Genomic DNA, 23797 nt, shown 5'->3' with positions numbered 1-23797 from the left:
CCTCAGAAGTGAAGGCCCGGCGAAACGCTCGCGGGCATCTGCAGTTGTGCGCTCTCCACCGACGCCATCGGGTACGCGCAATAGTCGGCGGCGTAATACGCGCTCGGACGGTGATTGCCGGAGCGGCCCGTGCCGCCGAACGGCGCACCGCTCGACGCGCCATTGGTCGGACGGTTCCAGTTCACGATGCCCGCCCGGATCTCGCGCGTAAAGCGCTTCCAGAGCGCTTCGTCGTCGGCGAGCAGACCCGCCGAGAGACCGTATGCCGTGTCGTTGGCTTGCGCGATTGCGTCGCCAAAGCCTGCGTAGCGGATCACCTGTGCGAGCGGCCCGAAGTGCTCTTCGTCGGGCCGGTCGGCCACGCCGGTTACATCGAGAATCGCGGGGCTCACGAAGCCGAGCAATGGGTCGCGCTGCGTCATCGGCAGCAGCGCGCGCGCGCCGCGTTCGAGCAGCAGCGACTGCGCCGTGGCGAGCTTCGCCGCCGCACGCGACGAAATCACGGCGCCCATGAACGGCTGCGGATCGGCGTCGTATTCGCCCACGGCAATGCGCGCGCTGACCTCGACGAAGCGTTCGAGAAAGCGGTCGCCGAACGGGCCGGTCGGCACGAGGATGCGGCGCGCGCAGGTACAGCGCTGCCCCGCCGAAAGAAACGCCGACTGGATCGTGTGATGCACGGCGGCATCGATATCCTCGACTTCGGCGACGACGAGCGGATTATTGCCGCCCATCTCGAGTGCGAGCACGATCTCGGGACGCCCGCCGAACTGGCGATGCAGCAACGTGCCGGTGTCCGAGCTGCCCGTGAAAAACAGGCCGTCGATCTGGCGGTGGTTCGCGAGCGCAATGCCGGTGTCGCGCTCGCCTTGCACGAGGTTCAGCACCCCGGCGGGCAAACCGGCTTCGCGCCAGATCTCGACGGTTACGCGCGCAACGTCCGGCGCGAGTTCGGATGGCTTGAACACGACTGTGTTACCGGCAATCAGCGCGGGCACGATGTGCCCGTTCGGCAGATGCCCCGGAAAGTTGTACGGCCCGAACACGGCGACGACGCCATGCGGACGATGGCGCAGCACGGCGACGCCGTCCGCCATCGGCGTGCGCTTTTCGCCCGTGCGCTCGCCATACGCGGCGATGGAGATGCCGACCTTCGCGGCCATCGACGCCGCTTCAGTGCGCGCTTCCCAGAGCGGCTTGCCGGTTTCGCGGCCGATAGCCTGCGCGAGCCGCTCCTTGCGTTCGGTCACGAGCGACGCAAAGCGGCGAACGATTTCGCAGCGCGTCTCGAACGGCGTCTGCGACCATTCGCCGAACGCGCGGCGCGCGGCCTCTACCGCGCGCTCGACATCGCCCGCCGACGCGGCGTTGCCGCTCCACACTTGCGCGCCCGTGCCGGGATTGCGCGAGGCAAACGCGGGACCCGTGGCGGCGCACCACTGCCCGTCGATAAAAAGCTCGTTCATGGTCATCCTTGTCGATCCACGGTGCGCGCGCAGTGCCCACTTCAGCGCCTGCTGCGCTCACCTATCGGTTGCTATTGAGATTTGTGTGCGGCGCCGAGCACGCGCACGGGCTCGCCCGCCGCGACATTCAGGGCCGCCGCTTCCTGGGCGTTCAGCACGAACACGCCGTCATGCACGACGCCCGCCGCGGAACCCACACGGAAGTCGCCGAGCGACGTGTTCGAAACGAGTGAGCGCACACCCGACGCCGTATCGTGTGCGCCGATCTCCACCGGCACGACGACGCTTTCGCGCACGGTGCGCAAATCGGCGATGTGGCATTCGAGCACCGGGCCCGCGTCGAAGATGTCGACATGATTCTCATAGCGCAGGCCTTCCGCTTCGAGCATCCGCCGCGCGGGAATCGTGTCGGCGTGCGTGAGGCCCACACAGGCCTGCGCCTCCTCGGGCAGCAGCTCCACGTACACCGGATGGCGCGGCATCAGTTCCGCGAGAAACGCCTTGCGGCCATGCGAGCTCAGATAATCGGCGGCGTTGAAGTCGATTTGATAGAAATGCGAACCGACCGCACGCCAGAACGGCGAGGTGCCTTCCGCGTCGAAATGACCGCGCAGCTCCGCGCAGAGGCGCTCGGGAAAGTGATCGCGAAACTGCGCGATAAACATGAAGCGCGAGCGCGACAGCAATCCGCCCACGCCTGACGTGCGATGGCGCGGCGAAAGGAACAGCGAGCACACCTCCGCGTAACCCGTGAGATCGTGCGAGATGTTCAGCGCGCGCATGCGCGTCCAGATGCCGAGATCCTGGCTCGCGTGGACCACCGTGCTCACGCGATAGTTGTAGAACGGCTGCTGCAGGCCCACCGCTGTCTCGATGCCGCACACGCCCGCCACGTCGCCCGTCGCGGTGTCTTCCATCACGAACAGATAGCCCGCCTCATGCGGCGCGGCCTCGCCCGCGAGCGTGCGCCGCGTTCGCGCGATGCGCGCCATCAGCGCGTCGCGGTCCGGCTTGAACGTGGTGAGGCCGGGACCGGTTTCCTGGGCGAGCGCGACTAGCGCGTCCACATCGCCCGTCTGCACGACGCGAACCACGATCATTGCGTTTCTCCCATCGACTGATCTTCTGTTTCCGGCGTCTCACGACGCAGCGGCGCGCAGCGCACGACGTCGCCGTCCTGTACGTCGAGCGCCGCACGCGCGGCGCTATCGAGCGGCGCCACGCCGCGCGCGGCGTGGTGAGGCGTGCCGGGGTGATGGCCGTCAGGCAGCGGCGGCAACGTCGTGAGCACGCAGCGGAATTCGCCGCCGCGCTGGCTCGCCACCATGTACGACGCGCCTGCCGCAGTGTTCGCAGCGGTGCCCGCCGAAGTGCCCACAGCGGCGCCCACGGCCTCGCGCACCACGCGGCTCTCGTTGGCCGCCACCGAGGTCGTGCGATCGACCTGCGCGGTCAGCACGGGACCCGCATCGAAGATATCGACATAACGGTCCGGCTCGAAGCCCTCTTCCAGATGGATATCGTAGGCAAGCAGCGCACTGGTGTCCGGCTCCCCCAGCACGCGCTGCGCGGATTCGGGCAAGAGCGGCACGTAGATCGGATACGCGGGCATCACTTCGGCGATGAACGTGCGGCTGCGCCCGCCCGAAGCCATTTCGATGTCCTTGAAATCGCGCCCGAAGAACTTGCGCCCCACCGCTTCCCAGAATGGCGACACGCCCGCGTCGTCGGTGACGCCGAGCAACAGCGAAAACACGTCGGGCGTGAAGCGCCGCCGGTTCATCGCCACGTACATCATGCGGGCGCGCGAGACGAGGTGCGCGGCGGCGTCGCCGCGCAACGACGGGTCGATATAGAAGCCCGCGAGACGGCTCTTGCCGGTCAGTTCGTGCGACATCTGCAATGCGTGAATCTTGCGGTTCACGTGCAGCTCGCGCGACGCGTGAATCAGTGCGTCGTTGCGAAACGCGTAGAACGGCTCGGCGTAGCCCGCCGCCGCGATAAGGCTCGATGTGCCGACGAGCCGTCCCGTCGCCGCGTCTTCGAGCACGAAGAGATAGAACTCTTCGCCCGGAAAATCGACTTCGGCGCGAAACGAGTCCTCGGAGAGCGCGATGCGCGCTTCCAGCGCCGCGCGGTCGTGCGGGAGCGAATGCAGCACGGGCTGCGCGGTGCGCGCCATGTGCGCGATCGCGTCGAGATCGGCCAGCCTGGCCGGGCGAACGAATAGCATCGTCGATCCTCGATCTTGAGCTGTCGTGGACAATTAAGCGCGCGCGGCCGCGGCGCCGATCACGTCCTCGAACGCCTGTTCGAGGCGCGCGAAACCCTCGGCCAGATCGGCTTCGGGGATGATGAGCGAAGGCGCGAAACGCAGCACGTCCGGGCCCGCGATCAGCATCATCACGCCGCGGTTCGCCGCAGCCGAGAGAAAGTCCTTCGCGCGGCCTGCAAAGCGTGGCGTCAGTTCCGCGCCGATCAGAAGACCTTTGCCGCGCACGTCGCTGAACACGTCGAAGCGTTCGTGCAGCTTCGCGAGCTTCGTGCGGATAAATTCGCCGCGCGCGCGCACGCCCGCCAACACCGCCGGATCGCTCACGAGGTCGACCACCTTGCCCGCAATCGCCGCGCCGAGCGGATTGCCGCCGTACGTCGTGCCGTGCACGCCGACCTTGAAGTGCGCGGCGATGGGTTCGGTCGTGAGCATCACGCCAATCGGAAAGCCGTTTCCGAGCGCCTTCGCGGAGGTCAGGATATCGGGCGTCACGCCCGTGTCCTGGTACGCGTAGAAGTGGCCCGTGCGGCCCACGCCGGTTTGCACTTCGTCGAAAATCAGCAGCGCGCCGTGCGCATCGCACGCTTCGCGCAGCGCACGCAGGAACGCCGGATCGGCGGGGATCACGCCGCCCTCGCCCTGCACCGGCTCGACGATCACCGCGCAGGTTTGCGCGCCGATCGCGGCGCGCGCAGCCTCGATATCGTTGTACGGCAGATGGCGGATGCCGCCCGGCACCGGACCGAAGCCTTCCGAATACTTCGGCTGGCCGCCCACGCTCACCGTGAACAACGTGCGGCCGTGGAACGACTGCGCAAAGGAAATGATTTCATACTTCTGCTCGCCGAACCGCTCGACGGCGGCGCGGCGCGCGAGCTTGAGCGCGGCCTCGTTGGCCTCGGCACCGGAGTTCGCGAAGAATGCGCGGTCGGCGAACGTCAGCGCTTCGAGCTTCTTCGCGAGGCGCAACACCGGCTCGTTCGTGTAGCCGTTGCCGATGTGCCAGAGCTGGCTGCCCTGCTCATTGAGCACCCGCAAGAGTTCCGGATGGGCGTGGCCAAGCGCCGTCACGGCGATGCCGCCCGCGAAGTCGATGTAGTCGCGGCCTTCGGTGTCCCACACGCGCGAGCCGAGGCCGCGGGACGGCACGAACGGCGCTGGTGAGAAACACGGCACCATCACTTCGTCGAAAGTCTGGCGGGTCACACTCTGCTCGTTCATGACGGATCCTCTCTGGCTCGGAATTTGGACGGTGCGCGCACGGGCGAGCGCCCGGCGCGTGGATGACAGGTGCAGTGTAGGCAACTGCGCGGCAAACGTCTTGCGTGTGCGCGACGCGTTCTTTCGCCGTCTGCACCCGTTGCGGGCGCAGATTGCGCAAATCCGGCGGGTTGGGTGAATCCGGCGAGTTTCGTTAACCGGCGCTCACTCGCGCCGCTTCAGGCTCACTCGCACTCCGGCGGCTGCGCAGGTCCATCCGCGCGCGGCCCGCAAGCCGCGCCGCCGTGCTGGCGCTCGATCCAGTTGCGGCGGTCCTCGCGCGGCGTCACGCCGAAGCGCTCGCGATACGCGTTCGAAAAGTGCGCCGCGGATGCAAACCCGCAGGCAAGGCTGATCTGTACGACGGACTTGCTCGTACGCTGCAGTTGCGAGCGCGCTTTGGCAAGGCGCAGGCCGAGGTAGTACTTCGACGGCATCGCGCCGAGATACTGGCGAAACAGCCGTTCGAGTTGCCGCCGCGAGACGCCGACAAGGCCCGCGATTTCATCGGAGGTAAGCGGGTCCTCGATGTTCGCTTCCATGAGCAACAACGCGTCGTTCAGGCGCGGGTTGCGCTCGCCCGGCGCGGTCACGAACGGAATGCGCTGGCGCTCGTCGCCGCTTCTGAGCGTGCTGGCGCCAAGCGCGTCGGCAATGCGCTCGGCGAGTTCCGGGCCGTGCTCGCGGCCGATCATCGCGAGCATGAAATCGAGCGTCGCCTGGCCGCCCGCGCAGGTCGCGCGATCGCGATCGATTTCGTAGATGTGTTGCGTGACGATCGTGCGTTCGAACTGCTCGGCGAACTGTTGATAGGTCTCCCAGTTCGCGGCCACGCGATAGCCGTGCAGCAAGCCCGCCATCGCGAGCCACCAGATGCCGTGATGGATGCCGGTGACGAGCGGCGTGCGCCGGCCGACGTGCGCGAGGGTTGCGAGAAAGAGGCGGGAATCGTCGAAGGGCTGAAAGCGCTCCGTGACGACGATCAGCCAGTCGCACGCGAGCGTGTCGTCGAATGCGCTTTCGGCGGGCCATTGCGCGCCGCCTGAAAGCGGCACCGGGCGCGCGTTCCACGACACCATGCGCCAGCGGTAGAGTGCGCGGCCATCGATCTCGTTGGCGAGATTGAGCGCGTCGACAATCGGCCCCACGCCCGACATCGAAACCGGCGACAGCGCCACAATCGCGACTTCGGCGGTGCGCTCCGCGCGTGCAGGAGCATCGGAAGCGGCGGCAGAAGCAGCAGCAGAAGCGGCGGCACGCGCGGCGTTTGCGGACGCACTGGAACGAGTGTGACGTGTCATCGGCGGCGAAAGGGCCTCGGGCGCAGCGGCGGCGCGCTTATTTGAGGTTGCCCGAGAGGAACTGCCGCAGCCGCTCGCTCTTCGGATTGCCCTGCACGTCGGCGGGCGCGCCCGCTTCCTCGACGCGCCCCTGATGCAGAAACATCACATGATTCGACACGTTGCGCGCGAAACCCATCTCGTGCGTCACGGCGATCATCGTGCGGCCTTCGTCGGCGAACTTCTGCATCACCTTGAGCACTTCGTTGTCGCCGTAGCGCTTGTGGAGGTCGCGCGCCACCAGTTTGCTCGCGTTGTTTTGCGTCGCATTTTGCGTCGCAGCCTGGCTTGCGGCTTGAGTCGTGTGAGGCACGTTGTTCTCCTACTCGATGCCGAGTTGGGCGCGAATCGCGGGCAGCATGTACTGCACGGCCGCGCGCCCTTCCGCGATGGCGGGCTCCGCACGGTGGAAATCGAATAACCCCATGCCGCCGAGGCGCGGCTGAATCAACACGTCGGCAGGCTCGCCCGCAAGGCGGCTGCGCGTGATGCGCACCTGCATGATGTCGATGCTCTGCGCGATCGAACTGAGCATCGACGGCACGCGCGCGCTCGGCGGCGGCGCCACGCGCACGTCGGCGCTCGCCTGCCCTGCGGGCTGGAGCCAGCGCGGAAAGCGCTTGCCATTGCGGCGCAGCAGCGGCTGAGGTTCGTCAGGTGTGGAAGGTGCCGCGGATTCGGGGGATTCCGAGGGTTGGCCGGGCGCGGAGAGCGAGGAGAACGATGCGCCTTCGGGCGCCTCGCGCAACACGGTGTCGATGGCGCCGCCCAGGTCGCGGCCATTCAGGATGTCGTGATTGAGGTCGACTGCGATCACGCAATCGGCGCGCATCGCCCGCGCGGCGGAAACCGGCACCGGGTTGCTGAGGCCGCCATCCACGAGCCACACGCCGTCGTGCCAGATCGGCGTAAACAACCCCGGAATCGCAATCGACGCGCGCACCGCGTCCACCACGCCGCCTTCGCTGAGCCAGATTTCGCGGCCCGTATCGAGCTCGGTGGCGACCGCCGTGAACGGCAGTTGCAGCTCGTTGATGCCGCGTCCGTTGAACTGGTTCGCGAACACATCGATCACCTTGCGCCCGCCGAGCAATCCGCCCGAGAGACGCACGTCGAGCAGCCGCACGACAGTCTGCCAGGTGAGGTGGCCGACCCATTCTTCGAGCCAGTCGAGGTCGCCGTTTGCATAGACGGCCCCAACGAGCGCGCCAATCGACGTGCCGCATACGACGTCGGGTTTGATCCCGGCCTCTTCGAGCGCGCGGATCGCGCCGATGTGCGCCCAGCCGCGCGCCGCACCGCCGCCGAGCACGAGACCGATGCGCCGGTTACGCCGCCGGTTCATCATGCGCGCCTCCCGCTTGTCTGTGAGTCAGTGACCGCGCATCACGTCCGAGCGGGAAGTCGTGGTGACCCGCCCGTCCGGGCCGAAATGCACGTTGAAATACGCTTCCTGTTCGACGCCGCCTTCGCGCCACTTCCAGCTCCACACCGTTTCCTTCTTGAGCCGGAAGGCGGCCACTTCGCCCGGCTTGCCGAGCAGTTGCCGCACTTCGTCCTGACTCATGCCGATGGTGATCTTCGCGAAGTTCTCGGCGGTGAGGACCTGGGTGATCGCGACGAGCCGGCCGTTCGGGCCGATATCCACCATGTAGGTGTTGAGGCCCGCCGGGCCGCGCGGATATTCGAGGCGGCGCGAGCCGTCGTCGAAGATGCGCTCGGTCTCGGGCTTGCCCATCTGCCTGCGCACGTCGTCGAGCGTCGAAATGCCGGGCTTCATGCCCTTGAACAGGAGCACGTCGGGTTTGACGGAATCGAAGAAAGCCTTGAGGGTCTGCCACATGGAATCGATCTGTCGGTCGTCGCAGCCGGAAAGCGCGAACGCCGCAAGCGTTGCCGCGACGGCCGCGAAAACCCGCGCCTTGTGCAATTTGAGCTTCATGGTCCGAACCGCAATCACCGTGAATCGCCTGGGCTCATGCCGGGGATGGGGCGTTTGCCCCGCCTGTATCCCTCAATGTACCCGCTATTACACGTTCTCGTGATGGTCGGACCGTGCGGTATCGCGCTCATGGGCGATTCTCACCGGCGCGGGCACGGGCACCGGTGCGGGCGCAAGCGCCTTGCCTGCGCGGATGGACAAACGCGTGCGTGCAATTTCCGCGCCTTGCCAGGAAACCAGCGAGACACAGCCGAACACGACCTCGCGCATCCGTTTGACGAGCGCGAGCGACAGCGCAACTTCGTGCCCCACGCCGAACAGCTGCGCGAGCAGCACCACGGTCGCCTCCTGGATGCCGAGGCCCGCGGGCACCATGAAGGCCGCGTGGCGCACGGCCTGGGTCAGCGCCTCGATGGCGAGCGCGCCCTCGATCGAAACCGGGAATCCAAGCAGGCGCAGCGCCCACCAGGTCTCGAACGCGCCGACCATGTACCCCGCCAGTTGCCAGCAGAAGGCGCGGAACATGAGCCCGGTGCGCGACATCAGCGCGTTGAGATCGCGGTCGAGCTGGTGGCCGTCGATGCCGAGCACGATCGGATTGTTCGCGCCGAACATGCGCGCGGCCCAGCGCTCGATGGTGTGAAAAAAGCCGCCGCGCCGCAGCAGCACGACCGTCACGATCGGTATCGGCAGCGAGAGAACGAGTGCGAGCCCGATTGTCGTGATCGTGCGCAGCGAACTGCCGTCGCCGGTCGCCGCGACGATCAGCACGAGGCCGAGCGCCGAGAACGCGTACTGGACAGCCATCGTGACGAGCACTTCGACGATCACCGATGCGGTGACGAAGCTGCCGTCGCGCAGTCGCCAGCGCGCGAGGCGGATGCCGACGATTTCCCCGCCCACGCCCATCACGGGCAGGAGCCGGCCGACGCCCTCGCGCACGGCGGCGACCCATAACAGGAAGCCGAGCGGCAGGCGTTTCGCGAGCAACAGGCGCCAGGCGTAGGCATCGAGCAGCAGCGGCAGCGCATGGAACGGCACGAGCCAGAGCAGCACGGGACCCGCCGTGCCGATGATGTGCATGACGTCATGCGCGCCGTCGCGGATGACGAGCGCGATCAGGATGGCGATCCCGACCGGCAGGCCCAGCCATTGCAGCCACTTCATGAAGGTCGAACCTCGCTTGCCAGCGCGTTCGCGCCGGGCCGGGCCGGACCGCCGAAAAACACGTCGGCGAAACCGCCGTGGCGCACGCGCGCCGCCGCAAGTGCCGCTGCGACGCGCGGCGAGACGAGCGCATCGAGTTCGTCGGTGTGGCGATAGGCCTGCATCGACGGCGTGATGGCCTCGACGCCCGCCTCGGCCGGATGGCAGTAGATCTCGCCGACGCCGCGCGCCGGCAGATTCGCGATGGCGTCGAGCAGCACGGCCTCGTCCATCGCGCCCGTGTTGGCGATGCCCACCACGAAGTCGTTGTGCGCGATGCCCGCGCGCGCGAGCCGCGCGCGCACGAGATGAAGCCAGGGCTTGAGGGCGAGCGGCGCACCCGCTTCGAGCGGCAGACGCATTGCGCGCAGCCCGTACTCACGGCCGATCTCGATGATCAGCGAAAGCACCGTGGGATGAAGATGGAAATGCTTGTGCGTATTGACGTGATCGAGTTCGAGCCCGGTTGCGGCGAACGCCTCGAACTGCGCGCGAATCTCCTTTGCGAGCTGCGCGCGCACGTGCGGCAAAAAAAAGAAACGTACGCCGTCGCGCACCATGTTGTCGCCGAAGCGGCCCTGCGCGTCGACAAGTGCGGGAATCTGCGCGCGCGGCAGCATCGACGCGCCGTCGGCCAGCACAAGGTGCAGGCCGACGCGCAAACCCGGCAGGCGCCGGGCGCGCGCTACGGCATCGGCAGCCGCGTCCGCGGCCACCATCAGACTTGCAGCATTGAGCACACCCTCGCGGTGCGCGCGCTCGACCGCCGCGTTGACTCGCTCGTGCAGGCCAAAGTCGTCGGCGGTGAAAATCAGCGCGCGCGTTTCGCGAGACTGCCGTTCCATCATGCCTCGTGGGCGCGCAGGAAGCGGAAGAACTCCACGCCTTCGCGCAGACGGCGCTTCATCATGTCCCAGCTCGTGAGCATCTCGCGCAGGATTTCCCAGATCTTCGAAGGCCGGAAATAGAACTCGCGATAGAACTTCTCGAGGTTGTGATAGATCTCTTCGCGCGAGAGGTGCGGATAGCCGATCGCGGCAAGCTGCACGCCTTCCTTGGAGACGAGGTTCACCACCTTGTTCTCTTCGAGCCAGCCGTTGTCGACGGCCTGCTTGTAGAGCGCCGTGCCCGGATACGGCGCGGCGAGCGACACCTGGATCGTGTGCGGATTGATTTCCTTCGCGTACTCGATCGTCTTCTTGATGGTTTCCTGCGTCTCGCCCGGCAGGCCGAGGATGAAGGTGCCGTGGATCTTGATGCCGAGCTTGCGGCAATCCTCGTTGAAGCGGCGCGCGATATCGGTGCGCAGACCCTTCTTGATGTTCAGCAGGATCTGGTCGTCGCCGGACTCATAGCCCACGAGCAACAGGCGCAGACCGTTTTCCTTCATGATCTTGAGCGTCGAATACGGCACGTTCGCCTTCGCGTTGCACGACCACGTCACGCCGAGCTTGCCGAGACCGCGTGCGATCTCTTCGACGCGCGGCTTGAAGTCGGTGAAGGTGTCGTCGTCGAACATGATCTCCTTGACTTCGGGCATGTTGTCCTGAATCCACTTCACTTCTTCGAGCACGTTCTCGACCGAACGCGTGCGGTAGCGGTGCCCGCCCACCGTCTGCGGCCACAGGCAGAACGTGCACTTCGAACGGCAGCCGCGGCCCGTGTAGATCGAGACGTACGGATAGTTCAGATAGCCGATGAAGTAGTTGTCGATCTTCAGATCGCGCTTGTAGACCGGCGCCACGAACGGCAGCTCGTCCATGTTCTCGATCATCGGGCGCGCTTCGTTGTGCTCGATCGAGCCGTCCTTCGCGCGGTAGCTGAGGCCCTTGATGTCGGCGAACGGCATGCCATCGGCTACGTCCTTGCAGGTGTAGTCGAATTCCTCGCGGCAGACGAAGTCGATTGCCGGCGTTGCGGTGAGCGAATTGTGCGGATCGACCGCGACCTTCGCGCCCACCATGCCGATCAGAACCGACGGCTTGCGCTTTTTCAGGTCCTGCGCGAAGAGCGCATCGGTCGGGAACGACGGCGTGCTCGTGTGGATGATGACGAGATCGTAGTCGTCGGCGATCTTGAGCGTGTCTTCGACAGAAAGGCCATCGGCGGGTGCGTCGAGCACGCGGCTGCCGGGCACGAGCGCCGCGGGTTGCGCGAGCCATGTCGGATACCAGAACGAGCGGATCTCGCGCTTCGCCTGATAACGCGAACCGGCGCCACCGTCAAAGCCGTCATAGGACGGGGCCTGCAAAAACAGCGTTTTCATGAGATGAGTGCTCCGGCAACCCGGGTGATAACGGGCAAAAAATTGGAATGACAAAAATTAAACGTAGCGCGCGCCGCCCATGCGGCACGCGCGATTAAATCTGCGGATTAACGGCCGTCGGACACCTCGACCGCTGCACGCCGCGCCGGCGCGGTAACGCCCGCGTCCGCCGTCTCGGGGTTCGCCACCGGCACGCGCACGCCGCGCCATACGACATGCGAGCCGAATACGGCCGAAAGCCATTGCAGCGCGAGCAGTGTGTCGCGCAGCGGCACGAGCGGCAAATCGTGCCAGAAGGTGCGCCAGTTGGCGCTGCTGCGTGCATGCAGCACCCCACGCGCGATGATACCGCCAGCGGTGCTCGCGCCGAGCGCGAACAACGCCGCCGACGTGGTGCCGCTGCCGGCAAGCGCCGTGGCGATGCCCGCGTTGCCCGCGATGAGCAGGAGGCTGAGCAGCGCGCCGAGCACGATCCACGGCGACGTGAACGTGATGAAGAGCGAGGCGAAGCCCCCCGGATTCACCGAGCGGATCGTGCGCAGCCAGCGCGTCTCGCGCAGCCACAACGAGCGGAAGGTCGGCTCGATGACGTCGGTCGCGACGACGACCGGCGCGAGCACGGTCGCAAGCCCGTGATCGCGCGCGAAACGCGCGAGCAGATAGTCGTCTGCGAGGCAGTCCTTGAGCGACGTGAAGCCGCCGATGCGTTCCAGCGTCGTGCGCGACAGCGCGAGCGTGGCGCCGAATCCGAATGCGCGCGAGCCCGTGCTGTGCGCGACGCGCACCGAGGGCGCGAACCATTCGTTGATGAAGAGCGCGCCGACGCGCGGCCAGAAACCGCCGACGCTGCGCGCATAGTAAAGGCAGGTCACGACGCCCACCGACGAATCGGCGAGCGGCGCGGTGACGATGTCCAGGTAGTCGGGTTCGACGGCGATGTCGCTATCGGCGACGACGAGCGCGTCGTAGCGCGCGTGCGCCGCGAGATTGATCAGGTTGCTGACCTTGAGGTTGCTGCCGTAGACGCGCTTGTCGATGACGAGCTCGATGTCGTGATCGGGATAGGCGGCCTGCAACTGGCGCACGACGGCAATGGCCGGATCGGACGGCGAGGACACGCCGAACAGCAACTGGAAACGCGGATGGAGCTGCTCGCAGAAGGTTGCGAGATTTTCGTAGAGACGCGGCTCGGCGCCGCACAGCGGCTTGAGCACGCTCACCGGAATGGCGCGTCGCGCACGGGCGCGCCGGGCGGCCTCGCGCACCTGCGCGGCCGAGCCGAGGCGCGGCATCGTCAGCGCGGCGAAGATCGCGTAGAACGCTGCCACACAGCATCCCGCGATTACCAGCCACCAGGCCGATGGCAACTGCACCGTCATGCCAACACTCCCGGCCGCCCGATCTGCACGGACCGGCCCTGCTGGAGCGCAGGACCGATATCCATACCGGTCAGATCAAGCGAATCGCTTCGTACCATTTGCACAACCCTGAAATCCGGAAAAAAAGCCCAACGCGCATCCTGGCCACAACGCATGTTCCTTGCAGGAAACCGGCCGCTAGATGGAGGCGTTTTAGCTGATGCAACGTGAATTAATGAACGACTTAAGGCCGCAATAAGGGAAATCCGCGCTATCGCGAACTGCTCGCGCCCCGATTCGACGCCGAAAATTGTAGCAGTAACCACCCGGTCCCGCTTCAGCACTGGCAGCAAAACTGCTTCCCGCCGTTGCAATTTCGATGAATTTTTCAGCCTGCGGACGATTCGCCTTCAACGTTCACAGGCTTTTGGCGCACAAGAAAGGCATTTGAAACCCTTATTCCTGGCAAGGGCGATAGTCACCGCGCCGGATGGATTAACCCCACGCGCAGATATAAACGATTCTCGATTCTGTTTGCGCTCCTGTGCACTCGGTTTCGCTCGTGTGCGCTCCTTTGCGCTCCTTTGAGTTCCTTTGCGCTCATTTGCATATTGGCTCGCCGTCAGCAAGCACCGGAGCACTCCTGCACAATGGCCATGCCTCGCGTCCGCTTTGGCGGGCCGCGCCTCACGAAATACGAAACACCAAGCACCAAGCACGAAACACCAAGCGCAAAACACCGAAAGCCATGATCCCCTTCTCCGTCCTCGATCTCTCGCCGATTCCCGCTGGCTCGAACGCCGGCGCCGCCCTGCGCAATACGCTCGATCTCGCGCAGCACGCCGAACGCTGGGGCTACCATCGCTACTGGCTCGCCGAGCACCACAACATGACCGGCATCGCCAGCGCCGCGACGTCGGTTGTGATCGGCTACGTCGCGGGCGGCACGCGCACGATCCGCGTCGGCGCGGGCGGCATCATGCTGCCGAACCACGCGCCGCTCGTGATCGCCGAGCAGTTCGGCACGCTCGAATCGCTTTACCCCGGCCGTATCGATCTCGGACTCGGCCGCGCGCCCGGCACCGACCAGACGACGGCGCGCGCGCTGCGTCGCGATTTGCAGTCGAGCGCCGATGCGTTCCCCGACGACGTCGCCGAACTCCAGCGCTATTTCGCCCCGCCCGTCGAGGGACAGCGCGTGCGCGCCGTGCCGGGCGCGGGGTTGTCCGTGCCGCTCTATATCCTCGGATCGAGCCTCTTCGGCGCGCAGATGGCAGCCGCCATGGGTCTGCCGTTCGCATTCGCTTCGCATTTCGCGCCGGATCACCTGTTGACGGCGCTGCGAATCTATCGCTCGCAGTTCCGGCCGTCTGCCGCGCTGGCGAAACCTCATGCAATCGTGGGCGTCAATGTCTTCGCCGCTGGCTCCGACGACGAAGCACGCTTTCTCTTCACTTCGTTGCAGCAGCAATTTCTGAATCTGCGGCGCGGCACGCCCGGCCAGTTGCCGCCGCCCGTTGAAAAGCCCGATGCGGACGCGTTCGAACTCGCGGGTGTGGAGAATGCGCTCGCCTGTTCGGTGGTCGGCGCGCGCGAAACTGTGCGTGCTGGGCTTGCGTCGGTGATCGAGCAGACCGGCGCCGACGAGCTGATCGTCACCGCGCAGATCTACGATCATGCCGCGCGGCTACGCTCGTTCGAGATTACTGCTGAAGTGCGCGAGAAGTTGGCCGCCGGGAAATAAGCGCGGCGGCGTGGGATTCGCGGCGCGCCCCATTCAAGGTTGCATGGGCCCGCGCCGCATGAAACGCCTGCGGAATCTGAATCTGCGGCGTATGGCCGAACTCGGGAAACTCGATGAGCGTCGCGTGCGGAATCGCCCGCTGCGCGGCCTTCGCGAGATAAGGGTTCGGGGGAAATACGGGTGTGCCGGAGGCAGCCAAAATGGGGGTTCGCAAATTCACGGGAAAGCTGCTTAGCGATCCACTCCGGTCAGACAACTTTCTCCAAACCGGTCAGTCAGCCAAATCCAGATTTTGCGGACTGGAGTGCCACTAAGCTGCCGTTGGCGACCTCACCCAATCGGCCAACATGCGCCACTCGTTGCCCGGCGCGGAGCGACATTCAATCGGCATAAGCTGCTCCAAAGCGGCCGTCCATCCGATCTCTAAATATTCCCGGGCCGTAGCCGTATACATGGAGTGGGCATCGGTCTCTATTTCTTGCGCGGAAAAATCTGCCCACGTACCGCGCACTCCATCGAACAACAACATGAAGCCAACCCGAATATTTAGTCTATTGATGTGCACGCTTGCGATTGCCGGGTGCGCGACCGGATACCAGGAGCCCAGCCAGACGGATGCTGCAACGCTCACGTTCCGCACCGCTGGTGACTTCACGGCGCAAGCGGCCATTTACGGCGGAGCAGCGGAGTGTACTGATCGACATCTTCTGCCGGTGATGGACGGGAAGCAGGATCTCTCGCGCAAGATTATTCCGGGGAAGCCGTTGTCATTCTCCATGACTTATTCGAAGAACCTGGTATTGGTTGAACGTTTCTGCGTCGACACGCTGACGTTCACGCCTGCCGCCGATCATCGCTATACGGCATCTCTCTCCGTAACAGACGGCGAGTGCCACATCAATCTAACGGACATCGGTACAGCTAATGCTCCCGTGAATCCTCCCAAGGTAGTAGAGAGTCTGCAGCACAAATGGAAGCGCGCAATGATGGAGAGCGGCCCCTTCTGTGGTTCGTAGACCTTAGCCATTCAATGAGAAGAACGCGGGCCGGTATTCAGGAAATCCGGCTCGGTTGCCTGCATTCGGCCGAGGCTGTGTAAAAACTCGAAATTGCCTGGTTTTCAGGTGTCGCTTCACCCTTCCCGAAGTGCCACGGAGCCAATACAGAGCATTCTGGTGGGTCGATCTTCGAACCCGATGTCAAAGTCGCACGTTTTTACACACCCTCGGCCACAAGCGGTCGCTCGACGGAATCTGCTAAATCACTGACAATCGAAACCAGAACACTACATAAACCGGGGGCATTCGATATGGAAAGTGGTTATCCTCAATCGGGCAATAGTGGTTCGCATGAGTACCGGCTGACTGGGCGCTTCTGGCTCCTCGCGACTGCGATAGCAATCTGCGTTGCCGGTTCGCTAGGTTTTCGTTATTCAACCGACACGGAGTGGATCGAGTACTACGGGCGGCTGCGCCTCTGGGGAATACCGAAGGACCAGGTGAACCCTCTCCTATCGGTAATATTTGGCGTCTTGGCCACCTTGCTCTCTATCAGGATGATCCTTGCCCCTTGGATCACAAGGACCGTATTCATTAGTTCGGGAAATTTGACGATCTGCGAGGCGACATTTTCTGGACGATCGAATACCGTCATTCCAGTCTCAGACTTGCATAATGTCAGGCGATTCGTCCGGCCAAGCTACTCAGAAAGATCGCGACGTCTGACCGAAAGGGGACGCCAAACAGTGCAATTCGATTACGAAGGCAAAGTGTTCACATTCTCCAATTCACAGTTCCGCTCTAATCGCGATTTCGAAGACTTCAGCATGAAGGTGGGCGCAGGTACTATGCGCCCATAGTCGGCCGTGAACCAAACAGGCTAGATGATCCGGTTTGCCATGGCCAATGAAGCTGGGGGTGAAGGGCGGCTTTTTGGATTCTCGAACGGCGGTTTTGGGTCGAGTTGCGTCAGCCCGCTCTTCAAATTCATTGCCGGAAGCGGCCAGTTGGCAGTGAGTATTCCCGACCCTCAACCGCCTTTCACACCTGCATAGCGGCAACGGCCGCTTACGGAAGTGCAACGGCCGATCACCTCAGCAAATCGATCACTTGCTCAAGACGCAACTACCACGGGATAGATTCGTTTTCCCATCGCGTAAACTTGCCTGTGGGGCCGTCCGAGCCCAGCAGTGCGACGCGTACTGCGTCGCGAGCGCCTTCCTCCACAGTCTCTGTGCCCGCATAGCCGTTGAGGTTCGTCCTCGTAAAACCAGGGGAGACAGCGTTGACCTTGATGCCCTCCGGCTCCAGTTCGATTGCCATGGCGACCGTCAAAGCATTGAGAGCAGTCTTGGACGCTGGGTAGACCGGGCCGAAGATCGAACGGTGGGGGTAGGCTGGGTCTGCGTTGGCTGTCAGCGACCCAGCACCGCTCGACACGTTGACGATTCGCGCGCCGGGCGTCTTGCGCAGGATCGGCACCATCGCCCGGTAGACGGCGAGTACGCCAAACACATTGGTGTCCCACACCGCGCGCATTTCATCCAGCGACACGGTGCCCGGACAGGTCGTCCTGCTGTACTCCTCGACGGACTGACCGGGCAGCCAGCCAGTATTGGAGATGGCTGCGTTCTGGATGAGCACATTCAGGCGGCCAAACTCGTTGCGCACACGCTCCGCTGCGGCCATGATCGAAACCTGATCCGTCACGTCGAGCTGAAGCGCGTGGGCGTCTGCTCCAACCTCCCTGGCCGCAGCCTCGCCGTGCTCGAAATTGCGCGATCCGACCAGCACGGTAAAGCCGCATGCCGCAAGATTGTAGGGTCTCGAAATAAGTGACTTCCGCACCCTGGATAAATCAAGGGCCGAGACATTATTTTTGACGCGGCCTCGTACCGCTTATGTCAGAAAAGGTGTCCTGAGGCGCGAAAATTCTCGGAAAAATCGTCTTCGCGCTTTCCAATGAGATCAACTCAAAATTGAACGGTGATGGGACGCTACGTCGTCAAGATCACTACGAAACTCATCACTGCAAGGGCATTTCGACAGTAACGTAATTGATGTCTGCATACCGTCCCGATAACGTTGACGTCGAGGATGCGACACCACGAATCGGAAGACACTTCTTCCACAGTGCCCTGCACCAGCATCGCCGCGCAATGCCCGAGGCCGATTAGCTTCGGCGAGCGCGAGTGGATCAGCGCTGTCACCTTGTCCCAGGTATCCGAAGCGTCAACGCCGCCGCACACGTGCGTGTATTGGGGGTTGTCCTTGAGCTCTTGAGCCGATTCAGCCAGGTCGATACCAATGACATAGACCGATGATCGAGTGAGCTTGAGCACCAACGCAGCGCCAAGCCGCCAAACCCAGACTGATCATGACGGCTCGTCTACGTCATTTGAAGCAGTGATGAGTGCGCTCAGGCTCTTCTACTACAACAACCCCAGCGCAGACGCCTTCAACGTTGCGGCAGCGCGCGTTGAGCATTCGAGCTTGCGAAATACGCTTTCCACGTGTGTACGGACGGTGCTCGGACTCAGGTCGAGTTCGCGTGCCGCTTCCTTGTTGCTGGCGCCACGGCTAATCGAACGAAGCACCTCGATCTCCCGCGCAGATAGCCGGACCGCCAATTGCCGGGGGCGATTGCCACGTGGCGGCGCATCCTTCATATCGATCAGTGCATCCACGACGTCGCCATCGAAACGACCTTCGTTCACGTCGCTGCGCAACCGTTGTGCGACGCCGCTCAAAGGCAGCGCATCGCGCCAGGGCCGCTTCTCACCTAGCGCGACAAACTTGACCGCGGCACTCAGCACGCGTGCTTCAAATGACAACGCCTGCCCGCTTACGCCGCGGAAATATCCTGAGCCGTCGAGCCGCTCATACGCGTACGAAGCCAGGTCCGTCGCCTGCGCGAGCGAGCCGGTTTGCTTACCCGCGCGAGCAGTCCAGTAGGGTATGAGCCGCACTTTTTCCCAGTCGGCGGCGGAGAGGCGCCCCGCGCATTTCCAGATCGTGTTCGGCACGGTAGCGCGGCCAATTCCGTGGATCAGACCTGCCGCGTAGAGGCGCGACTCGCTAGCGTCACCAGCACCGAGACGGGCGCTGCAAGCGGACGCCGCGCGAGCCACCGCGCGCGCGTTACCAGTCATCCAGGGCAGCTTGAGGTCGATCACGTCACCGATCAGCTCGATCGACGTGGTTGCCTGCGTCTGTGGTGTCTGGATGGATTCGTCAAATCCGACGGGCTCCCCAGTCGCCAGCACCTCCAGCCAATGCACCGCCCGATCAGCCACTAGTGCAGCCAGGTCGGCCGGATAGCGTGTCCCGGCCCGAGCGGCGATCAAGGTGAGCGCGTGAGTCAGGCCGTACACGCGGCTGAAAATTTCCAGATCGCCTGCGAGCGACACCACGTACACCGCACGCGGCACCGCCGTACCGGCGAGACCATCCGGCATCCCGGTGCCATCCCAAACTTCGAAGATATGGCGCAGCGCCACTTCAGTGTCAGTTGCGAGGTTCAGGATGCGTGCGATTTCGCCCGAGACCTCGCAGTGAATCTGCGCAAGCGGCCGGATTGCCCCTTTGACATCCTGCAATTCGAATGGCTTCGTCCAGTCCTGTCGCTGCGCCAGCATGGCCTCGCGCCCTGCTACGTCATCGCCGAGCATATCGGCGAACCCGGATGCATTGGCCGTGCAGCCCGACCACCTTAGCAGCGACGTTTGCAAGGCTGTCGCGACGAGCAAATCTCCCTCGCCAGTTGCCTGGGCCAATTGGACGGCCAGCCAGGCCGTCCGCAGCGAATGGTCAGTTGGCTGTCCCATGCTGAGGTCGCCGACGAATGCGAGCGCCCTGATGGCATCGTACACGCGGACCTGTGCAGGTTCATCCGGCACTTTGTCGTTCCCGTTCACGGATCTACCAACACACTGTCAGAGTTCATTGCGCCCGACTATAGCGTATTCGGCCCGGGTCGGTCGTTTGACCGATACCAGTGCAGCAGCACCTCGGCGATCCTTCTATCCATGCCGATGCCCCTGGGCAAGCAGCATGAACAAGTACCTGAGCAGGTGGCAGGAATACGACGCGTCCCCGATGTAAATCAGCAGCCGAGCAGGTGCCACGTGATCCGCCGCGGCACCCGCGTCTCTTATGTCTTTCTTGAAGAGGTAGCCCATGACTCACCCCATCTCGCCTACAGGCGCTGTCCATACCGTTATCAGCCTGGTTTCCATCGTTGCAGGCATCTACAGCTTTGTCCGCTATCGTAAGATCGACGAGACGTCGCGTTCCGGCAAGGTCTATCTCATAGGTTTGGTGCTGTCGGTCATCACGTCCTTCGGCGTGTCAAGTACCGGTGGCCTGAACGCCGGTCATGCGTTTGGCATCGCGGTACTGCTTGTAGCCTTCAGCGGCGTGTTCGCGACCAGACTGACCTTCCTGGGAGGACTTCAACCGTATCTGTCGGTATTTGGGCTCTCGTTCAGTTTTCTTTTATCTCTGGTTCCTGGCACCAACGAAACGCTGACCCGGCTGCCGCTCTCGCACCCCTTGGCCGGTGCCCCTCTAGCTCCAGTGGTATTGCACACATTGCTGGTCTGGTTCGGACTTTTCGTCGTGGGATTTGCCGCGCAATGCTGGCAGGTCAGCCGTCCGTCGACACGCTAGTCGCCTCCCACGCACCGATCTCAACGCTCAACGCCGACAATTTGTCTCGCACGAGCCCGACTGCATCGCTGCCGAGCACGAGGTGCGCAGGCGGTTGATCCGCAGCAATGACCGCCAGCATTGCGCGCGCCGCTTTCCTTGGATCTCCCAATTGCTTGCCGCTTTTTGCCTCGCGGGCTGCGCGGATGGGATTAAAGATATCGTCGTAGTCTGCAATCGACGCCGATGGACGATGCGATGCAAGCGTCCGTGCTGCGCTTCCTCGAAGCCATGCATCGGCCGCTCGAAGCGGCCGTATTGGGTACCGGGCTGCTGCGCGAACTCTATTTCCGGGTCCTCACCGGGGCCCAGGGAGGCTCGATGCGCGAGGCTCTGACGATGCGGGGGCAGTTCGGCCGAATCGGTCGATCACTCCGCTTGATTCATACACGCCATGCACAGCCCCTCGACGTAAAGCAGCTGGCCGACGAAGCCGGCATGAGCGTTCAGAGTTTCCACAGCCATTTCAGGGCCGTTACGCAGGTGTCGCCGATGCAGTACGTGAAGTCGACGCGTCTGCATCAGGCTCGCCTGTTAATGGTGCGCAAGGACCTGACCGCGGCGGCAGCAGGACACGCCGTGGGTTACACGAGCCCGTCCCAGTTCAGCAGGGAATTCAAGCGGCTGTTTGGCTTGACGCCGGCCGCGGAAGCGAAGCGCATGCGCGAGAGCTTCGCGATTCCTGCAGGATTAGCCGATGCGGCTTATGTCTCGTCTCACTGAGCTTGGTGCGGTTCGATTTGATGATTGTCCCGGACACAAGAACTGCATGATGCTTTAAATCCAGGCTGCGATCGACTGCAGCCTGAGGCCGGCAAGGAAGCAAAGGGCCGCGTGCCTAAGGCAGAACACGGCCCAACGCGCTTTAGTCCTTCTCACTATCCAAATGCGCCATCATCGCGGTGGCATATCGATCTCCCGCCGCTGCGCCCTTCGGCACCGCCGCCTCGATCGCCGCACGGTCTTCAGCACTCAACGCAACGTGCAGGGCCCCGAGCGATTCCGTCAGCCGATCGCGCCGCCGCGCCCCGATCACCGGAATGATGTCGTCGCCCTGCGCGAGCACCCACGCAATTGCGATCTGCGCAACGCTCACGCCCTTCTGTTGCGCGATCTTCGCGATCGCATCGACGAGCGCAAGGTTCTGCTCGACATTGCCCGCTTGAAAGCGGGGACTCATCGCGCGAAAATCGCCCGGTTGCGCAGCGTCCTTTTTCCAGTGGCCGCTAATCAAGCCACGCGACAGCACGCCATAAGCGGTAATCGCGATGCCAAGCTCGCGGCACGCTGGCAGAATCGCCTCCTCGATACCTCGCGAAATCAGTGAGTACTCGATCTGCACATCGCACACCGGATGCACCGCAGCAGCGCGGCGGATCGTCGATGCGCCCACTTCCGACAGCCCGACGTGGCGCACGTATCCTGCCTTGACGAGGTCGGCGATCGCGCCCACTGTGTCTTCGATCGGCACATTTGCATCGAGCCGCGCAGGCCGGTAGATGTCGACGTGATCGACGCCCAGTCGTTGCAAGGTGTACGCGAGCGCACTCTTCACCGCATTCGGCCGTCCGTCGAAACCGACAAACTGACCTGCCGGATCGCGCAGCGCGCCGAATTTCACGCTGAGGATGGCCGAATCGCGGCGCGACGGCGGTGCGCTCCGCAAGGCCTCGGCGATCAGCAATTCGTTGTGGCCCATGCCGTAGAAATCGCCGGTATCGAGCAGCGTAATGCCCGTCTCCAGCGCCGCGTGAATCGTCGCGATGCTCTCGGCGCGGTTCGATGGTCCGTACATACCGGACATGCCCATGCAGCCCAGTCCGATCGCGGCGGTCTGCGGACCGATCTTGCCTAATCGACGTTGTTCCATGTTCGTTCTCCTTCAAAAGAGGGGCGTTGAGACGAATCATGCGAGCGAATGGCGCGTGCGACAATCCACCTTAATCCGAATGGGCTGTTCGACGAGGCAAACAATGAGCGAACCCGATCTATCCGATCTCCACGCGTTTCTGGCCGTCGCTCGCGCGCGCGGCTTCAGGCAGGCGGCGCTGTTGCGCGGCGTATCAGCCTCTTCGCTGAGCGATGCCATCCGTCGACTGGAGGCGCGGCTTGGCGTGCGGCTGCTGAACCGCACAACACGCAGCGTCACGCCGACCGAAGCGGGACAAGGGCTGATCGAGCGGCTCGGCCCCGCGTTCGCGGAGATCGCGGGCGCGCTTGATGCCGTCAACGGCTTTCGCGACAGTCCCACGGGCACGCTGCGGTTGAACGTGCCGCGCATCGCCGCACGCGAGATTTTGCCGTCGATCGTGCCGCGCTTCCTGGCCGCGCATCCCGGTATCACGCTCGAAATCAGCGCGACCGATCACTTTATCGATGTGTTTGCGGCCGGGTTCGATGCCGGTATCCGCTACGACGAAAGCATCGAGCGCGACATGATCGTGATGCCGATCGGGCCGCGCGTGCAACGCTTCGTCGCCGCTGCCGGGCCCGCGTATCTCGAAGCGCATGGCGAGCCGAAGCATCCGCGGGAATTGGTCGATCACGCGTGTATCGCGCACCGCTTCGAGAGCGGCAGGCTGGCGGCGTGGGAGTTCACGCGCGGGGGAAAAATCGTGCGGATTGCGCCACGCGGGCCGCTGGTGACAACGTCGATCGAACTGAGCCTGAGCGCCGCGGTGGCGGGACTCGGTCTGACCTACACCTTCGAGGAATTCTTGAGCGATGCAATCGAAAAGGGTGTGCTGGTGCCGGTGCTGAAACCGTGGTGGCAGAGCTTTCCGGGACCGTCGCTGTATTACCCGAGCCGCGCGCATATGCCCGGTCCGCTGCGCGCCCTGGTTGATTTCATTCGCGCTGAGGACAGTGGCAAGAAGAAAGGCATATCGCGCTAGCTTTGGATCGACCTTAAAGAATTCAGACCGTTGACCTCAGCGTAGCAGTCACTCGGACGGCGATGTGCCGGGGTCGGCGCGACTCTTGATGGCCGGGTTGAGGCAGTGCCACCGGCAATTTGCTCGCCGGAAACGGGCCATTGAGCGGGGCGGACGAAACCCTGGCTATTCAAATTGGATGGCGACGTCGACCGGCGGCTCATCGCCACACCCCGCCCTGTACCTGGCCTCGTGCGCGGCCGCGACAGATGGGTCTGCGCCAGAGGCATAAAACGACCACGTCCGCCCTTTACGGCAACGTCAAAAGAATGACAGGCCTCAGTCATTGACCGGTCATT

General features: G+C 63.9%; 20 protein-coding genes and 4 pseudogenes. 5 read left to right on the top strand and 19 right to left on the bottom strand.

The window, feature by feature from the left end:
* Window positions 1–2: 2 nt before the first annotated feature.
* The 12 genes and pseudogenes from astD to hpnI form a co-directional block, all read right to left on the bottom strand.
* Window positions 3–1466 carry a succinylglutamate-semialdehyde dehydrogenase gene (gene astD / locus Q0L30_RS15845; RefSeq protein WP_296658130.1) on the bottom strand — a complete coding sequence of 488 codons (1464 nt, stop codon included), beginning with the start codon at window positions 1464–1466 and terminating at the stop codon, window positions 3–5.
* Between the two features lie 71 nt (window positions 1467–1537).
* A complete protein-coding gene (gene astA, locus Q0L30_RS15840; RefSeq protein ID WP_296658127.1) occupies window positions 1538–2566 on the bottom strand; it encodes an arginine N-succinyltransferase in 1029 nt (342 codons plus the stop codon).
* Entirely contained in the window at window positions 2563–3699 is a 1137-nt protein-coding gene (gene aruF, locus Q0L30_RS15835) for an arginine/ornithine succinyltransferase subunit alpha (protein WP_296658125.1), read from the bottom strand. The genes astA and aruF overlap by 4 nt, the downstream gene beginning before the upstream one ends.
* A gap of 33 nt (window positions 3700–3732) precedes the next feature.
* Window positions 3733–4962 carry an aspartate aminotransferase family protein gene (locus Q0L30_RS15830; protein WP_296658123.1) on the bottom strand — a complete coding sequence of 410 codons (1230 nt, stop codon included), beginning with the start codon at window positions 4960–4962 and terminating at the stop codon, window positions 3733–3735.
* Between the two features lie 224 nt (window positions 4963–5186).
* Window positions 5187–6302: a GlxA family transcriptional regulator gene (locus Q0L30_RS15825; RefSeq protein WP_296658121.1), complete on the bottom strand. Its 1116-nt coding sequence runs from the start codon at window positions 6300–6302 to the stop codon at window positions 5187–5189.
* A 37-nt stretch (window positions 6303–6339) separates the two neighbouring features.
* Window positions 6340–6546, bottom strand: a pseudogene (locus Q0L30_RS15820) (histidine/lysine/arginine/ornithine ABC transporter ATP-binding protein); the annotation flags it as partial.
* A 117-nt stretch (window positions 6547–6663) separates the two neighbouring features.
* Window positions 6664–7689, bottom strand: coding sequence for a patatin-like phospholipase family protein (locus Q0L30_RS15815; protein ID WP_296658118.1), 1026 nt, complete (start codon window positions 7687–7689; stop codon window positions 6664–6666).
* Window positions 7690–7713: 24 nt separating this feature from the next.
* Window positions 7714–8283 (bottom strand): outer membrane protein assembly factor BamE, encoded by a 570-nt coding sequence (gene bamE / locus Q0L30_RS15810; RefSeq protein ID WP_296658116.1) that lies wholly within the window; start codon window positions 8281–8283, stop codon window positions 7714–7716.
* Window positions 8284–8370: 87 nt separating this feature from the next.
* Window positions 8371–9450, bottom strand: coding sequence for a lysylphosphatidylglycerol synthase domain-containing protein (locus tag Q0L30_RS15805; RefSeq protein WP_296658113.1), 1080 nt, complete (start codon window positions 9448–9450; stop codon window positions 8371–8373).
* Window positions 9447–10334 (bottom strand): hopanoid biosynthesis-associated protein HpnK, encoded by an 888-nt coding sequence (gene hpnK / locus Q0L30_RS15800; protein ID WP_296658111.1) that lies wholly within the window; start codon window positions 10332–10334, stop codon window positions 9447–9449. The genes Q0L30_RS15805 and hpnK overlap by 4 nt, the downstream gene beginning before the upstream one ends.
* The gene (hpnJ, locus tag Q0L30_RS15795) at window positions 10334–11755 is read right to left on the bottom strand and encodes a hopanoid biosynthesis associated radical SAM protein HpnJ (RefSeq protein ID WP_296658108.1); all 1422 of its coding nucleotides are present in this window, start codon (window positions 11753–11755) and stop codon (window positions 10334–10336) included. The genes hpnK and hpnJ overlap by 1 nt, the downstream gene beginning before the upstream one ends.
* Window positions 11756–11862: 107 nt before the next feature.
* Entirely contained in the window at window positions 11863–13134 is a 1272-nt protein-coding gene (gene hpnI, locus Q0L30_RS15790; RefSeq protein ID WP_296658105.1) for a bacteriohopanetetrol glucosamine biosynthesis glycosyltransferase HpnI, read from the bottom strand.
* 727 nt (window positions 13135–13861) lie between these two features.
* On the opposite strand from hpnI, the gene Q0L30_RS15785 reads away from it, so the two are divergent.
* Window positions 13862–14857 carry an LLM class flavin-dependent oxidoreductase gene (locus Q0L30_RS15785; RefSeq protein ID WP_296658103.1) on the top strand — a complete coding sequence of 332 codons (996 nt, stop codon included), beginning with the start codon at window positions 13862–13864 and terminating at the stop codon, window positions 14855–14857.
* Here the strand turns inward: Q0L30_RS15785 and Q0L30_RS15780 are convergent.
* Window positions 14817–15020: pseudogene (locus Q0L30_RS15780) on the bottom strand (hypothetical protein); the annotation flags it as partial. The gene Q0L30_RS15785 and the pseudogene Q0L30_RS15780 sit on opposite strands and share 41 nt — an antisense overlap.
* 364 nt (window positions 15021–15384) lie before the next feature.
* Here Q0L30_RS15780 and Q0L30_RS15775 point away from each other — a divergent pair.
* Window positions 15385–15873: a hypothetical protein gene (locus Q0L30_RS15775; RefSeq protein WP_296658101.1), complete on the top strand. Its 489-nt coding sequence runs from the start codon at window positions 15385–15387 to the stop codon at window positions 15871–15873.
* 442 nt (window positions 15874–16315) lie between these two features.
* On the opposite strand, the gene Q0L30_RS15770 is transcribed toward Q0L30_RS15775, so the two are convergent.
* From Q0L30_RS15770 to Q0L30_RS15755, 4 genes are all read right to left on the bottom strand, one after another.
* The gene (locus Q0L30_RS15770) at window positions 16316–16510 is read right to left on the bottom strand and encodes a hypothetical protein (RefSeq protein ID WP_296658100.1); all 195 of its coding nucleotides are present in this window, start codon (window positions 16508–16510) and stop codon (window positions 16316–16318) included.
* Between the two features lie 470 nt (window positions 16511–16980).
* Window positions 16981–17703: an SDR family NAD(P)-dependent oxidoreductase gene (locus tag Q0L30_RS15765; RefSeq protein WP_296658098.1), complete on the bottom strand. Its 723-nt coding sequence runs from the start codon at window positions 17701–17703 to the stop codon at window positions 16981–16983.
* Between the two features lie 149 nt (window positions 17704–17852).
* Window positions 17853–18197, bottom strand: a complete 345-nt coding sequence (locus tag Q0L30_RS15760; RefSeq protein WP_296658096.1) for a hypothetical protein — start codon at window positions 18195–18197, stop codon at window positions 17853–17855.
* Window positions 18198–18287: 90 nt separating this feature from the next.
* Window positions 18288–19772, bottom strand: coding sequence for an HD domain-containing phosphohydrolase (locus tag Q0L30_RS15755; RefSeq protein ID WP_296658095.1), 1485 nt, complete (start codon window positions 19770–19772; stop codon window positions 18288–18290).
* 262 nt (window positions 19773–20034) lie between these two features.
* Here Q0L30_RS15755 and Q0L30_RS15750 point away from each other — a divergent pair, with 262 nt between their 5' ends.
* Window positions 20035–20526 carry a hypothetical protein gene (locus tag Q0L30_RS15750; protein WP_296658093.1) on the top strand — a complete coding sequence of 164 codons (492 nt, stop codon included), beginning with the start codon at window positions 20035–20037 and terminating at the stop codon, window positions 20524–20526.
* Here the strand turns inward: Q0L30_RS15750 and Q0L30_RS15745 are convergent.
* Window positions 20504–20746: pseudogene (locus Q0L30_RS15745) on the bottom strand (short-chain dehydrogenase/reductase); the annotation flags it as partial. The gene Q0L30_RS15750 and the pseudogene Q0L30_RS15745 overlap by 23 nt on opposite strands.
* On the opposite strand from Q0L30_RS15745, the pseudogene Q0L30_RS15740 reads away from it, so the two are divergent.
* A pseudogene (locus tag Q0L30_RS15740) lies at window positions 20731–21288 on the top strand (helix-turn-helix domain-containing protein); the annotation flags it as partial. The pseudogenes Q0L30_RS15745 and Q0L30_RS15740 overlap by 16 nt on opposite strands.
* Window positions 21289–21430: 142 nt before the next feature.
* Here Q0L30_RS15740 and Q0L30_RS15735 read toward each other — a convergent pair.
* On the bottom strand, window positions 21431–22435 hold the full coding sequence (locus Q0L30_RS15735) for an aldo/keto reductase (protein ID WP_296658091.1): 1005 nt from the start codon (window positions 22433–22435) through the stop codon (window positions 21431–21433).
* 103 nt (window positions 22436–22538) lie between these two features.
* Between Q0L30_RS15735 and Q0L30_RS15730 the strand changes: the two genes are divergently transcribed.
* Window positions 22539–23459 (top strand): LysR family transcriptional regulator, encoded by a 921-nt coding sequence (locus Q0L30_RS15730; RefSeq protein ID WP_296658090.1) that lies wholly within the window; start codon window positions 22539–22541, stop codon window positions 23457–23459.
* Window positions 23460–23797 lie beyond the last annotated feature (338 nt).

Origin of the sequence: Paraburkholderia sp., assembly GCF_024281035.1 — a bacterium.
In the GTDB taxonomy this organism is placed as follows: Bacteria; Pseudomonadota; Gammaproteobacteria; order Burkholderiales; family Burkholderiaceae; genus Paraburkholderia.
The sequence above is the reverse complement of the archived record's forward strand: the minus strand, read 5'-3'. Positions and strand labels throughout refer to the sequence as shown.

Coding starts and splice junctions, on each gene's coding strand:
- astD (WP_296658130.1), bottom strand. CDS start 1,466: ATGAACGAGCTTTTTATCGACGGGCAGTGGTGCGCCGCCACGGGTCCC.
- astA (WP_296658127.1), bottom strand. CDS start 2,566: ATGATCGTGGTTCGCGTCGTGCAGACGGGCGATGTGGACGCGCTAGTC.
- aruF (WP_296658125.1), bottom strand. CDS start 3,699: ATGCTATTCGTTCGCCCGGCCAGGCTGGCCGATCTCGACGCGATCGCG.
- Q0L30_RS15830 (WP_296658123.1), bottom strand. CDS start 4,962: ATGAACGAGCAGAGTGTGACCCGCCAGACTTTCGACGAAGTGATGGTG.
- Q0L30_RS15825 (WP_296658121.1), bottom strand. CDS start 6,302: ATGACACGTCACACTCGTTCCAGTGCGTCCGCAAACGCCGCGCGTGCC.
- Q0L30_RS15815 (WP_296658118.1), bottom strand. CDS start 7,689: ATGATGAACCGGCGGCGTAACCGGCGCATCGGTCTCGTGCTCGGCGGC.
- bamE (WP_296658116.1), bottom strand. CDS start 8,283: ATGAAGCTCAAATTGCACAAGGCGCGGGTTTTCGCGGCCGTCGCGGCA.
- Q0L30_RS15805 (WP_296658113.1), bottom strand. CDS start 9,450: ATGAAGTGGCTGCAATGGCTGGGCCTGCCGGTCGGGATCGCCATCCTG.
- hpnK (WP_296658111.1), bottom strand. CDS start 10,334: ATGGAACGGCAGTCTCGCGAAACGCGCGCGCTGATTTTCACCGCCGAC.
- hpnJ (WP_296658108.1), bottom strand. CDS start 11,755: ATGAAAACGCTGTTTTTGCAGGCCCCGTCCTATGACGGCTTTGACGGT.
- hpnI (WP_296658105.1), bottom strand. CDS start 13,134: ATGACGGTGCAGTTGCCATCGGCCTGGTGGCTGGTAATCGCGGGATGC.
- Q0L30_RS15785 (WP_296658103.1), top strand. CDS start 13,862: ATGATCCCCTTCTCCGTCCTCGATCTCTCGCCGATTCCCGCTGGCTCG.
- Q0L30_RS15775 (WP_296658101.1), top strand. CDS start 15,385: ATGAAGCCAACCCGAATATTTAGTCTATTGATGTGCACGCTTGCGATT.
- Q0L30_RS15770 (WP_296658100.1), bottom strand. CDS start 16,510: ATGACGGTATTCGATCGTCCAGAAAATGTCGCCTCGCAGATCGTCAAA.
- Q0L30_RS15750 (WP_296658093.1), top strand. CDS start 20,035: ATGACTCACCCCATCTCGCCTACAGGCGCTGTCCATACCGTTATCAGC.
- Q0L30_RS15735 (WP_296658091.1), bottom strand. CDS start 22,435: ATGGAACAACGTCGATTAGGCAAGATCGGTCCGCAGACCGCCGCGATC.
- Q0L30_RS15730 (WP_296658090.1), top strand. CDS start 22,539: ATGAGCGAACCCGATCTATCCGATCTCCACGCGTTTCTGGCCGTCGCT.